Here is a 12,068-nt window from a genome sequence, read left to right as displayed (position 1 = left end):
CCGGGGGCAATTACTGACTGGCTGGTTAGTAACAATCTATGAGCAGCCCGCCGGCCTTGTCAAGCACGACAATGGCGGAGTGAAACATCCTGAATCCCCCGGGCGCAAGGCGCCCCAGCCTGCAAGCGCTGCGGCAGTGGCGGCGCCGGTCACGCACTACGAGAACTTTCCTGTGGCATCGCTTTTGTGCCCGCCGCAACTGCGCCAGCCCATTGCTGCCATTTACGCCTTTGCCCGCACCGCCGACGACCTGGCAGACGAAGGCGAGGCCACGGCCAGCGCCCGGCTGGCCGACCTGGCCGCCTACCGAGCCGAACTGGCGGCGGTGGCCGCCGGCGCCGCGCCCCAGCAGCGCTGGGCGGCGGTTTTCGGCCCGTTGCAAGTGCAGCTGCAGCGCCACGGCCTGCCCACGCATTTGCTGGACGATCTGCTGGACGCCTTCATGCAGGACGTGGCCATGACCCAGGGCGGCGCCACCTACCCAGACCGCGCTGCGCTACTGCAGTACTGCCGCCGCTCGGCCAACCCCGTGGGGCGGCTGCTGCTGCACCTGTACCAAGTGCACGACGACCTGGCGCTGCGCCAGAGCGACGCCATTTGCAGCGCGCTGCAGCTCATCAACTTCTGGCAGGACCTGAGCGTGGATTTGCCGCGTGCACGCCATTACGTCACCGATGCCGACTGCGCCGCCTTTGGCGTGGCCCGCACCGACCTGGCCGCGCAGCGCCGATCGGCCGCCAGCGACCGGCTGGTGCTGGACTGCGCCGCCTGGGCGCGCGCGCTGATGTTGCAAGGCAGCCCGCTGGTGCACCGCCTGCCCGGCCGTGCGGGCTGGGAACTGCGCCTGGTGGTGCAGGGCGGCCTGCGCATCCTCGACAAGGTGCAGGCCCTGGGCGGTGCCAGCTTGCTGCGGCGCCCCCGCATCACGCCGTGGGATGGCCCGCGCATGCTGTGGCGGGCCGCAGTGATGTAGTGATGTGGTGACGTAGCGCAAGGGCCAGTGCGCAGCCTGCGGCAAGGGCACTTGCCCCGCATCAGGGTCACCCGGGGTCATCGACCCCTCACGCTGCCTGGTGCTCGGCCTGCCTGGCCTGCTGGCCGGCGTTGTGCAGTATCTGCGCCAGCACCTGCGGCACTTCGAATGCAGCGCGGTTGTGCATGCGGCGCGTGGCAGCCTGGTAGCGCGGCAGGTCGGCCAGCAAGGTCTGCACCGCGGGCGCGATGGCCTTGAAGTGCGGCAGCACCAGGCCCAGGCCGTTGTCGCGCACCCAGTCGGTGCAAAAGCGCTCTTGCGGCATGGTCCAGGCGTTGCGTACCACGATGGGCGGCAGGCCCATGAGCACCGCCTCGCTCAGGCTGCCGCTGCCGGGTTTGCCAATGAAGAAGTCGGCCAGACGCATGATGCGCGCCATCTCGCGCGTGAAGTCCAGCACCACCGTGGGCGCATTGCGCTTCAAGGCGCGCAGGGCTTGCGCCAGCTCGGCATTGCGCCCGCAGGCCAGGATGAGCGGCGTGTCGGTCAGGCGACGGGCGATCGGCAGCATTTCCTTGGAGCCCTCGGAGCCGAACAGCACCAGCCCGACCGGGCTGTGCGCGTCCAGCCCCATGCGCACACGCTCGGCGGCGCGGTCTTGCTGCACATCGGCGTAGAACTGCTCGCCCAAAATCATGCCCGAGGTCTCCCAGATGCGCTGCTGCGGCACACCGGCCGCGCGCGCCTGCTGCACCGAATGCGGCGAGCCACACACCACGATCTGCGAGGTCTGCGGCTCGATCCAGAAGCTGGGCGGGCAATCGGCCAGGTCGGTCATCACGGTGACGAAAGGCGTGCCCGGCAGGGCGCGCTCCAGCGCGTCGGACATGGATCGGTTGAAGTTGGGCACCAGCGACACCACCATCGCTGGGCGGTGATGCTCGCCCCAGTGGTGGCGCAGCGCCTGCACCATGCGTTCGTGGCTCAGGCGGATCATGCCCTGCAGCAGGCGCAACTCATGCGTCAGCCCCAGCGTCCAGCCCCGCGCCAGGCGCTTGTTGTAAAGCTCCTCGGGGTCCATGCCAGTCCACTGCCGAAAACGGGCCTGGGGGTCAAACACTTCAAAGAGATTGGTGCGGCAGACGCGCCAGGGCAGCCCGGCGCGGGCAATGGCAGCCTCCAGCGCCAGCGCGGACGCGCGGTGACCGCCCCCCGCATTGAAATAAATCAACTCAACCAGCACAGGGGCTTCAGGGGACATGGACATCAAATCGTGGTGACAGGGACTTCCTGCGGGGTCTTGGCGCTGGTTTTGCGTTGCACGGGCATGTGCTCGGCCCAGTGAAGGATCTCCAGCCGACCGTCGGCATGCTCAGCCAGCGCGCTGAGGCTTTCCACCCAGTCGCCGTCGTTGGCATACAGAATGCCGTCGATTTCGCGCAACTCGGCATGGTGAATATGGCCGCACACCACGCCCTGCAAGCCACGCTTGCGGGCCTCGCGGGCAACGGCGCTCTCGAAGTCGCCGACATAGTTCACGGCGCGCTTGACCTTGAGCTTGAGATATTTGGACAGCGACCAGTACGGCAGGCCCAGGCGCGCGCGCAGCGTGTTCAGGTGCCGGTTGAGCTTGAGCGTGAACTCATACAGGTTGTCGCCCACGTAGGCCAGCCATTTGGCGCACTGGATCACGCCGTCAAACAGGTCGCCGTGGATGATCCACAGCTTGCGGCCGTCCGCCGTTTCGTGCACCCAGTCTTCGGCGACGACGACGCCGCCAAAATTCAGGTTGACGTAGCGGCGCGCAAATTCGTCATGGTTGCCGGGCACGAAGATCACGCGGGTGCCCTTGCGCGCCTTGCGCAGCAGTTTTTGCACCACGTCGTTGTGCGTCTGGGGCCAATACCACTGACGGCGCAGCTGCCAGCCATCGATGATGTCGCCCACCAGAAACAGCGTTTCGCACTCGGTTTGCTTGAGAAAGTCCAGCAGCGCCTTGGCCTGGCAGCCTGGTGTGCCCAGGTGCAGGTCGGAAATCCACAGGGTGCGGTAGCGCAGCGGCGGGCGGGATGGGTCGTGCTCCTCGTCAGCCGAATGGTCTGGCGGCACGGCCTGGGAAGTGGCCCAGGCATTCAGGAAGGCATCGTCGCGCTTCATAGGAGACCTATCGTCCGCAGGAGCTGCGACGACGGCGTGACACTTGCACGGCTTTTTGATGACATTGCCACAGCCTGACGCGGCGCCTGCCTGCCCTGGTGGCACAGTCGCGTGCCGCGCCGTATGCCGTGTGACAATTCGCGGCCCATGAGTCCTGATCAGTACGTCCAGCACAAGGCCGCCGCCTCTGGCAGCAGCTTCTATTACGCCTTTTTGTTCCTGCCACGCGACCGGCGCACGGCCATCACGGCCTTTTACGCCTTTTGCCGCGAGGTGGACGACGTGGTGGACGAAGTCTCCGAAGCCAGCGTGGCCCAGGCCAAGCTGGCCTGGTGGCAGGGCGAGGTGGCCAAGGCCTTCGCCGGCCAGCCCACCCACCCGGTGATGCAGGCACTGATGCCGCACGCCCGCACCTACGGCATCGAGCAGCGTCACCTGCAAGCCGTGATCGAGGGCTGCCAGATGGATCTGGAGCAAACGCGCTACCTGGACTTTGCGGGCCTGTCGCGCTACTGCCATCTGGTGGCCGGCGTGGTGGGCGAGGTGGCGGCGCGCATCTTCGGCCAGACGCAGGAGGCCACCACGCAGTACGCGCACCGGCTGGGCCTGGCGTTTCAGCTCACCAACATCATCCGCGACGTGGGCGAGGACGCCCTGCGCGGGCGCATCTACCTGCCCATTAGCGAACTGCAACAGTTCGACGTGAAAGCGCATGAGATCACCAGGCGCGAATATTCCGACCGCTTCACCGCGCTGATGCGCTTTCAGGCCGAGCGCGCGCACCGCCTCTACGACGAGGCCCTGGCCCTGCTGCCCACGGCCGACCGCCGCGCGCAAAAGCCCGGCCTGATGATGGCCAGCATCTACCGCACGCTGCTGCGCGAGATCGAGGCCGACAACTTCCAGGTGCTGCACCAGCGCACCAGCCTGACGCCACTGCGCAAGTTCTGGCTGGCGTGGAAGGTGCAGGCGCTGGGGCGGATGTGAAGCTTGCCCTCGTCGGCGCCGGCTGGGCCGGAATGGCAGCGGCCGTGCATGCGGCCCAGGCAGGCCACGCGGTCAGCGTGTTCGAGACCAGCCGCACCCTGGGCGGGCGCGCGCGCGCCGTGGCCGCCCAGCGCGCGGACGGCGCATCCCTGCTGCTGGACAACGGCCAGCACATCCTGATTGGCGCCTATGCCGAATGCCTGCGCCTGATGCGCACCGTGGGTGTGGCCCCTGAGTCCGCCCTGCTGCGCCTGCCGCTGGCGCTGGTGTTCCCGGACGGCAGCGGCCTGGCCCTGCCCGATGCGGCCCCGCCCTGGGATGCGCTGGCCGCCATTGCCCGCGCCCGCGGCTGGAGCCTGCGCGAGCGCGCCGCGCTGTTGGCGCGCGCCGCACGCTGGCGCCTGGCGGGCTTTCAGTGCGCGCCGGGCGCCAGCGTGGCGGATCTGTGCGCGGGCCTGCCGCAGCGGCTGGTGGATGAGTTCATCGCGCCGCTGTGCGTGTCGGCGCTGAACACGCCCGTGGACCAGTCCTGCGGCCAGGTGTTTTTGCGCGTACTGCACGACGGCCTGTTTGCCGGGCGCGGCGGCTCCCACCTGCTGCTGCCGCGCATCAGCATGGGCGCGCTGTTCCCCGAGCCCGCCGCGCGCTGGCTGCAAGAGCGCGGCCACGCCGTGCACACCGGCCGGCGTGTGCAATCGCTGGAGCAAGACGCCCACGGCTGGCGCGTGGACGGCATTGCGTTCGACGCCGTGCTGCTGGCCACCAGCAGCACCGAGGCCGCCCGCCTGGTGGCCGATGCCGCAGCCCCCGCCACCCAGCGCCCCGCACTGCAGGCCTGGGCTGACGGTGCGCAGGTGCTGCGCTTTGGCGCCATCGCCACGGTGTATGCCGAACTGCCGGGAGCGCCGGGCCCGCTGCTGCCCCGCCCCATGCTGGCGCTGCGCACGCGGGCCGGCCGGCCGGCGCAGTTCGTGTTTGACCGCGCGCGGCTGGACGGCAACGCGGGACTGCTGGCGTTTGTGGTCAGCGCCTTCGAGGGCGAGCGCGCCGCGCTGGAACGTGACGTGCTGGCCCAGGCCGCTGAAGATTTAGCCCTGCCCGGCCTGCGCGTGGTGAAAACGGTGGTGGAAAAGCGCGCCACCTTTGCCTGCACGCCCGCCCTGGCACGCCCGCCGCGCATGATCGCCCCCGGCCTGCAGGCCTGCGGCGACTATGTGGCCGGACCCTACCCGGCCACGCTGGAGGGAGCAGTTCTGCAGGGTGCGGCGGCCGTGCATGATTTGGGTCAAATCAGGCCCTAGCGCTTATAGATCAAGCGCTGGAAGCTACTCTTTCAATAGCATTTCAGCTGGCCGCGGCGGCGATTCGCGCGCCAGCACGTCGGCCAGGGTCAGCACCTCCAGCCCCGCGTGGGCCCACAGTCGCTCCAGCGGCGGCGTGCGGGCCAGCAACAGGCGCTGCACCAGCGGCTCCATGTGCGTGGTGGCGGGGTCGGCCAGCAGCAGGTAGCGCGCGTCGGCCCCGTCGGTGGGGTTGGCCAGGTCGGCGGTTTCATCTACCCGCGCCACCCAGCCCAGCGCCGCCAGGGTCTGCAGCACGGCCCCGGCCTGCAGCACATCCACGCGCAGCTGCTGCGCCAGTTGCAGCGCGCTCAGGCCGTGGGGTGGCTGCGGGCGGGCGCGGTGCAGCTGCTGCAGCACCTCGATGGCCAGCGTGAAAACCCAGCCCTGTCCGCCCGCGCCCCGTGCCACGCCGGTCAGCAGGCTGGGCAGGTAGGCCGCCACCACCGCGCCCAGCAGCACGATGACCCAGGCCACATAGACCCACAGCAGCAAAATGGGCAGCGTGGCAAACGTGCCGTACAGCACCGAGTACGTGGGCACCGAGGCCAGATACAGCGCCAGCGCCTTCTTGGCCAGCTCCATGCCCACGGCGACAAACAGGCCGCCCGCCCAGGCGTGGCGCCAGTGCACCGGGGTGTTGGGCACGTAGCGGTACAGCGCCGCCATGCCGACGGCCAGCACAAAGAACTCGATGGCATCGAACAGCAGGCGCGCGCCGCCCGGCAGCGCGCTGCCAAGGCCGCGCGACGCCGCGCTGGCCGCCGAGGTGGTCAGCGCCAGGCTGGCCGCCAGCACCAGCGGCCCCAGCGTCAGCACCGCCCAGTAGATCAGCACGCGCTGGCCCAGCGGGCGCAGCCGCGGCACGCGCCAGATGTTGTTGAGCGTGCGGTCGATGGTGAGGATCAGCGCCAGCGCCGTCACCAGCAGACTGGAGAAACCAACCACCCCCAGCCCGCGCGCCTTGTCGGCAAACTGCGTGAGGTAGCCCAGCACCGGGCGCGAGATGCTGTCGGGCACCAGGCTGTCGATCAGCCAGCGCTGCAGCACCAGTTGCATCTCGGCAAAGATGGGAAACACGGTGAACATGGCCAGCGCCACCACCGCAAACGGCACCAGCGCCAGCAGCGTGGTGAAGGTGAGGCTGCCGGCTGTCAGACCCAGGCGTTCCTCGCGAAAACGCGCGCGCAGGGTGTGCGCAGTGGTGCGCCAGGGAAAGCGCGAGAGCTGAACCAGCCAACTTTCCAGTCGCTGCGCGAGGCTTGGGGGCAAGGGCAGGGGCATGGCCGATATGATGCCAGCCCCATGCAAACCGAAACCACCCCGCCCGCCGCGACGGCGGCAACCGCCATCGCCCCCGACGTGGCTGCCACGCGCTGGCTGGCCGTGGGCAGTCTGCTGGGGCTGATTGCGCTGTGCCTGGCATGGGAGCTGTGGCTGGCGCCGCTGCGCCCAGGCGGCTCGTGGCTGGCGCTCAAGGCGCTGCCGCTGGCCGTGCCGCTGGCGGGGCTGCTCAAGCGGCGCATGTACACCTATCGCTGGGTCAGCCTGATGGTGTGGCTGTACTTCACCGAAGGCGTGGTGCGCGCCTGGAGCGATGCCCCCCCCGGCAACTGGCTGGCGGGCGCCGAGATCGCGCTGTGCCTGCTGCTGTTCACCGCCTGCGCGCTGCATGTGCGGCTGCGCCTGCGTGGTGCCAGGGCCGCGCGCGCCGCCGTATCCGCCTGAAAGACTAAGCCCATGACCGACTTGCTCGACACTCTGCGCCAGATCGTCGGCGCCGCCCATGTGCTTGCCGATGGCGACCTTGCCGCCTACGAGCAGGATTGGCGCAAGCGCGCGCGCGGCAAGGCCCTGGCCGTGGTGCGGCCCGGCTCCACGCCCGAGGTGGCCGCGGTGGTGCGCGCCTGCGCCGCGGCGGGCACCGCGATCGTGCCGCAGGGCGGCAACACCAGCCTGTCGGTGGGCAGCACGCCCGACGCCAGCGGCACCCAGATCGTGCTGAGCCTGACACGGATGAACGCCGTGCGCGGCATCGACCCCGGCAACCTGACCATGACCGTGGAGGCCGGCTGCATCCTGCAGAACGTGCAGGAGACAGCGGACAAGGCCGGCCTGCTGTTTGCGCTGTCGCTCGCGGCCGAGGGCAGCTGCACCATCGGCGGCAACCTGGGCACCAACGCCGGCGGCACGCAGGTGGTGCGCTACGGCAACACGCGCGAGCTGTGCCTGGGCCTGGAGGTGGTCACCGCACAGGGCGAGGTGTGGGACGGCCTGAGCGGCCTGCGCAAGGACAACACCGGCTATGACCTGCGCGACCTGTACATCGGCAGCGAAGGCACGCTGGGCGTGATCACGGCGGCCACGCTGAAGCTGTTTCCGCGTCCGGCCGCGCAGCTCACGGCATGGGCGGCCGTGCCGTCGATGGCCGCTGCGGTGCGCCTGCTGGGCCTGTCGCACCAGTTTCTGGGCGCGGGGCTGACGGGCTTTGAGGTGATGGGCCGCTTTGCGCTGCAGCTCGTCAACAGGCACATGCCGCAGCTGCGCGTGCCCTTCATCGACCGGCAAGAATTGCCCTGGTGCGTGCTGCTGGAAAACAGCGACAGCGAATCCGAGAACCACGCCCGCGCGCGATTCGAGGCGCTGCTGGAGGCCGCGCTTGAAGACGGCTGCGTGCAGGACGCCGTGGTGGCCGAAAGCCTGTCGCAAGCGCACGCGCTGTGGCACATCCGCGAGAGCATTCCGCTGGCGCAGGCCGAGGAAGGCCTGAACATCAAGCACGACATATCGGTGCCGATCTCGCGCATCCCTGACTTTGTGGACCATGCCGATGCCTTGCTGCAGCGCGAAATCCCCGGGGTGCGACTGGTCAACTTCGGCCACCTGGGCGACGGCAACCTGCACTACAACGTGCAGGCGCCCGCCGGTGGCGACGCGCGCGAGTTCCTGCGCACGCAGGAGGCCCGCGTCAACACGCTGGTCTATGACGCGGTGGCGCGGTTTGGCGGTTCGTTTTCGGCCGAGCATGGCGTGGGCCAGCTCAAGACGGACAAGCTGGCGCAGTACAAGTCGCCCGTGGCCCTGGGGCTGATGCGCGCCATCAAGCGGGCATTGGACCCGCAGGGCATCATGAACCCGGGCAGCATCTTTCAAAAACAATAGCTGCCAGCGCTTGACTGATAAGCGCTGGAGCCACTTTCAATACAAACAATGACCACACGCCCCATCCGCAGCCAATACGAAGACCTGATGCGCCATGTGTTCGAGCACGGCGCGGCCAAAGGCGACCGCACCGGCACCGGCACGCGCAGCGTGTTCGGCCACCAGATGCGCTTTGACCTGGCCGAGGGCTTTCCGCTGGTGACCACCAAAAAAGTGCACCTGAAGTCCATCATCCTCGAGCTGCTGTGGTTTTTGCGCGGCGACAGCAATGTGCGCTGGCTGCAAGAGCGCGGCTGCACCATCTGGGACGAATGGGCGCGCGATGACGGCAGCCTGGGCCCGGTGTACGGCGTGCAGTGGCGCAGCTGGCCCCAACCGGACGGTGGCCACATCGACCAGATCAGCCAGGTGATCGACACCCTCAAGACCAACCCCGACAGCCGCCGCATCATCGTGAGCGCCTGGAACGTGGCCGATCTGGACAAAATGGCGCTGATGCCCTGCCACGCGTTCTTTCAGTTCTACGTGGCGCCGCCGCAGGCGCCGGGCCAGCGCGGCAAGCTGAGCTGCCAGCTGTACCAGCGCAGCGCCGACATCTTTTTGGGCGTGCCCTTCAACATTGCCAGCTACGCGCTGCTGACCCACATGGTGGCCCAGCAGTGCGACCTGGAGGTGGGCGACTTCATCTGGACCGGCGGCGACTGCCACATCTACAGCAACCACTTTGAGCAGGTACGCACGCAACTGGCGCGCCAACCCAACGCCTATCCCACCCTGCGCATCAAGCGCCGGCCGGATTCGATCTTCGAGTACGAGTACGAGGATTTCGAGGTCCTCGACTACCAGTGCCACCCGGCCATCAAGGCGCCCGTGGCGGTGTGAGCACTACTATCAATTAAATAGCTTCCAGCGCTTTTATCGCAAGGGCTGGAGCCACTTTTCAATAGAACATATCGTGGAAATCGCCCTCATCTACGCACGCGCCGCCAACGGCGTGATCGGCAAGGACGGCGCCATGCCCTGGCACCTGCCCGAGGATCTGGCGCACTTCAAGCAGCTGACGCAGGGCCATCCGGTGATCATGGGCCGCAAGACCTGGGACTCGCTGCCCCCACGCTTTAGGCCGCTGCCGGGGCGCGCCAACATCGTTGTGACGCGGCAAAAAGGCTGGAGCGATCGCGGCGCCCAGCCCGCTCACAGCCTGCATGATGCGCTACAGATAGCAGAGCAATCTGGCGCCCCGGCGGCCTGGATCATCGGCGGCGCGCAAATCTACGCCCAGGCACTGCCCCTTGCCACTCGCGTGGAGGTGACCGAGATCGCCCGCAACTACGAGGGCGACGCCCACGCGCCCGCGCTGGGGCCCGAGTGGACGGCGACCGCGCGCAGCAGCCATGTGAGCGCGGGCGGGCTGCCATTTGAGTTTGTCACCTTCCATCGCCGCGCGTGAAAGCGCGTGAAACACAGCTCAAGCGGCCACCCGGGAGGCGCGACAGCGCGCGCGCCAGCAGGAGTTGCTCACTTTTTCTTACGCAGGTCGCACGGCATCGAAATACGATACGAACTTTTGCGCACTGGCTTCCAATAACAGCGCCGGGCAGTGCTCACGGCTGCACGACGCACAATCGGAGCAATCTATACACGTCCAATACGATCGGCGATGATAGGTATGCTTCCGTTTCTTCCATAAGAATCCACAGGTTACATGGCTGCCGCAGACACCACACAGAAAGTCGCTCAACCAATTGCCCTGCCCGGTCTGGCGCGGGCATTGATGTCTGTAGGAAAACTCAGCCAGGATGCCGCAGAAGAGATTTACAAAAAATCACAACAGGCGCGTACCCACTTCATCGATGAGCTGACGGCCTCCAACGCAATAACGCCCGGTGACCTGGCCCATACGGTGTCCACCATCTTCGGTGCGCCGCTGGTGGATCTGGATGCGATCGACCGTCAGCGCCTGTCGCAGGATTTGCTGGACATCAAGCTGTGCCAGGCCTTGCGGGTCGTGGCACTGGGCAAGCGCAATAACCGCCTGATCGTGGCCACCGCCGACCCCACCAATCAGGAAGCGGCCGAGAAGATCAAGTTCACCACCCAGATGGGGGTGGACTGGATCATTGGGGAATACGACAAGCTGATGAAGCTGATCGCCGCCTTGGCCAAAACCAACAACGAGGCCCTGGAGAGCATTGTCAGTAACAGTGACTTCGAATTTGGCGACGTTGCCATCGAAGAAACTCAGGAAGAGAGCGCCGACAACAACGACGTTGAAGACGCACCCATCGTCAAGTTTTTGCACAAGATGCTGCTGGACGCGTTCAACATGCGGGCGTCCGACCTGCACTTTGAACCCTATGAGCACCATTACCGGGTGCGCTTTCGCATTGACGGCGAATTGCGCGAAGTCGCCTCGCCGCCCATCGCCATCAAGGACAAACTCGCTTCGCGCATCAAGGTGATCTCGCGCATGGACATCTCCGAAAAGCGCGTGCCCCAGGACGGCCGCATGAAGCTCAAGGTGGGGCCGGATCGCGTCATCGACTTTCGCGTGAGCACCCTGCCCACGCTGTTTGGCGAAAAGATAGTGATCCGTATCCTGGACCCCAGCAGCGCCAAACTGGGCATCGATGCGCTGGGCTACGAGCCCGAAGAAAAAGAACGGCTGCTGCATGCCATCGGGCGGCCCTACGGAATGATTCTGGTGACCGGGCCCACGGGTTCGGGCAAGACCGTGTCGCTGTACACCTGCCTGAACCTGCTCAACAAGCCCGGGGTCAACATTGCCACGGCTGAAGACCCCTCCGAAATCAACCTGCCCGGTGTCAACCAGGTCAATGTGAACGAGAAGGCCGGGCTGACCTTTGCCACCGCGCTCAAGGCCTTTTTGCGCCAGGACCCGGACATCATCATGGTGGGCGAAATCCGCGACCTGGAAACCGCCGACATCTCGATCAAGGCGGCCCAGACGGGCCACCTGGTGCTGTCCACCCTGCACACCAATGACGCACCCACCACGCTGACACGCATGCGCAACATGGGCATTGCGCCGTTCAACATTGCTTCCAGCGTGATTCTGATCTCGGCACAGCGGCTGGCGCGGCGCCTGTGCCCCAATTGCAAGGTGCCGGCTGACATTCCGCACGAAACCTTGCTGGAGGCAGGCTACAAGGACGAGGAAATCGACGGCACCTGGGTCACCTACCGCCCCGTGGGCTGCTCGGCCTGCAACAACGGATACAAAGGCCGCGTGGGCATCTACCAAGTCATGCCAGTGTCGGAAGAAATCCAGAGAATCATCTTGCGCGACGGCAGCGCGCTGGAGATCGCGGAGCAAGCCCGCCTGGAGGGCGTGCGCTCGCTGCGCGAGGCCGGGCTGTACAAGGCCAAAATGGGACTGACCTCTCTTGAAGAGGTTCTGGCCGTCACGAACGAGTAAACCCTTTTCA

Annotated in this window: 11 protein-coding genes; 8 read left to right on the top strand and 3 right to left on the bottom strand. The window is 66.9% G+C overall.

Annotated features, from left to right (window positions below; genetic code table 11):
- Nucleotides 1-79: 79 nt before the first annotated feature.
- On the top strand, nucleotides 80-973 hold the full coding sequence (gene hpnC, locus AB7E35_RS00720; protein WP_428166892.1) for a squalene synthase HpnC: 894 nt from the start codon (nucleotides 80-82) through the stop codon (nucleotides 971-973).
- 88 nt (nucleotides 974-1,061) lie between these two features.
- Here hpnC and AB7E35_RS00715 read toward each other — a convergent pair whose 3' ends face one another.
- Nucleotides 1,062-2,234, bottom strand: a complete 1,173-nt coding sequence (locus AB7E35_RS00715) for a glycosyltransferase (protein ID WP_428161823.1) — start codon at nucleotides 2,232-2,234, stop codon at nucleotides 1,062-1,064.
- 5 nt (nucleotides 2,235-2,239) lie between these two features.
- Nucleotides 2,240-3,130 carry a UDP-2,3-diacylglucosamine diphosphatase gene (locus AB7E35_RS00710; RefSeq protein ID WP_428161824.1) on the bottom strand — a complete coding sequence of 297 codons (891 nt, stop codon included), beginning with the start codon at nucleotides 3,128-3,130 and terminating at the stop codon, nucleotides 2,240-2,242.
- A gap of 147 nt (nucleotides 3,131-3,277) precedes the next feature.
- Here AB7E35_RS00710 and hpnD point away from each other — a divergent pair, with 147 nt between their 5' ends.
- Both hpnD and hpnE read left to right on the top strand, forming a co-directional pair.
- Complete coding sequence (gene hpnD / locus AB7E35_RS00705; protein WP_428166891.1) at nucleotides 3,278-4,117, top strand: presqualene diphosphate synthase HpnD; 840 nt, start codon at nucleotides 3,278-3,280, stop codon at nucleotides 4,115-4,117.
- Entirely contained in the window at nucleotides 4,114-5,418 is a 1,305-nt protein-coding gene (hpnE, locus tag AB7E35_RS00700; RefSeq protein WP_428161826.1) for a hydroxysqualene dehydroxylase HpnE, read from the top strand. The genes hpnD and hpnE overlap by 4 nt, the downstream gene beginning before the upstream one ends.
- A gap of 24 nt (nucleotides 5,419-5,442) precedes the next feature.
- Here the strand turns inward: hpnE and AB7E35_RS00695 are convergent, their stop codons facing one another.
- Nucleotides 5,443-6,741 (bottom strand): YihY family inner membrane protein, encoded by a 1,299-nt coding sequence (locus tag AB7E35_RS00695; protein WP_428161827.1) that lies wholly within the window; start codon nucleotides 6,739-6,741, stop codon nucleotides 5,443-5,445.
- Between the two features lie 21 nt (nucleotides 6,742-6,762).
- Between AB7E35_RS00695 and AB7E35_RS00690 the strand changes: the two genes are divergently transcribed.
- The 5 genes from AB7E35_RS00690 to pilB all read left to right on the top strand — a co-directional run bounded on the left by AB7E35_RS00690 (nucleotide 6,763) and on the right by pilB (nucleotide 12,058).
- Entirely contained in the window at nucleotides 6,763-7,185 is a 423-nt protein-coding gene (locus AB7E35_RS00690; RefSeq protein ID WP_428161828.1) for a DUF2069 domain-containing protein, read from the top strand.
- A gap of 12 nt (nucleotides 7,186-7,197) precedes the next feature.
- Nucleotides 7,198-8,619 (top strand): FAD-binding oxidoreductase, encoded by a 1,422-nt coding sequence (locus AB7E35_RS00685; protein ID WP_428166890.1) that lies wholly within the window; start codon nucleotides 7,198-7,200, stop codon nucleotides 8,617-8,619.
- A gap of 48 nt (nucleotides 8,620-8,667) precedes the next feature.
- On the top strand, nucleotides 8,668-9,501 hold the full coding sequence (locus AB7E35_RS00680) for a thymidylate synthase (RefSeq protein ID WP_428161830.1): 834 nt from the start codon (nucleotides 8,668-8,670) through the stop codon (nucleotides 9,499-9,501).
- Between the two features lie 73 nt (nucleotides 9,502-9,574).
- A complete protein-coding gene (locus tag AB7E35_RS00675) occupies nucleotides 9,575-10,069 on the top strand; it encodes a dihydrofolate reductase (protein ID WP_428161831.1) in 495 nt (164 codons plus the stop codon).
- Between the two features lie 255 nt (nucleotides 10,070-10,324).
- Nucleotides 10,325-12,058, top strand: a complete 1,734-nt coding sequence (pilB, locus tag AB7E35_RS00670) for a type IV-A pilus assembly ATPase PilB (RefSeq protein WP_428161832.1) — start codon at nucleotides 10,325-10,327, stop codon at nucleotides 12,056-12,058.
- The last annotated feature ends 10 nt before the right edge of the window (nucleotides 12,059-12,068 follow it).

The organism is Diaphorobacter sp. (assembly GCF_050251835.1).
In the GTDB taxonomy this organism is placed as follows: domain Bacteria; phylum Pseudomonadota; class Gammaproteobacteria; order Burkholderiales; family Burkholderiaceae_C; genus JBFXIE01.
This window is presented reverse-complemented; position numbering and strand designations above follow the sequence as displayed.

Bases quoted from the DNA above. Each gene is read 5' to 3' on its own strand.
- AB7E35_RS00715 (WP_428161823.1), bottom strand. From the start codon at position 2,234: ATGTCCCCTGAAGCCCCTGTGCTGGTTGAGTTGATTTATTTCAATGCG.
- AB7E35_RS00710 (WP_428161824.1), bottom strand. From the start codon at position 3,130: ATGAAGCGCGACGATGCCTTCCTGAATGCCTGGGCCACTTCCCAGGCC.
- hpnD (WP_428166891.1), top strand. From the start codon at position 3,278: ATGAGTCCTGATCAGTACGTCCAGCACAAGGCCGCCGCCTCTGGCAGC.
- AB7E35_RS00695 (WP_428161827.1), bottom strand. From the start codon at position 6,741: ATGCCCCTGCCCTTGCCCCCAAGCCTCGCGCAGCGACTGGAAAGTTGG.
- AB7E35_RS00690 (WP_428161828.1), top strand. From the start codon at position 6,763: ATGCAAACCGAAACCACCCCGCCCGCCGCGACGGCGGCAACCGCCATC.
- AB7E35_RS00685 (WP_428166890.1), top strand. From the start codon at position 7,198: ATGACCGACTTGCTCGACACTCTGCGCCAGATCGTCGGCGCCGCCCAT.
- AB7E35_RS00680 (WP_428161830.1), top strand. From the start codon at position 8,668: ATGACCACACGCCCCATCCGCAGCCAATACGAAGACCTGATGCGCCAT.
- pilB (WP_428161832.1), top strand. From the start codon at position 10,325: ATGGCTGCCGCAGACACCACACAGAAAGTCGCTCAACCAATTGCCCTG.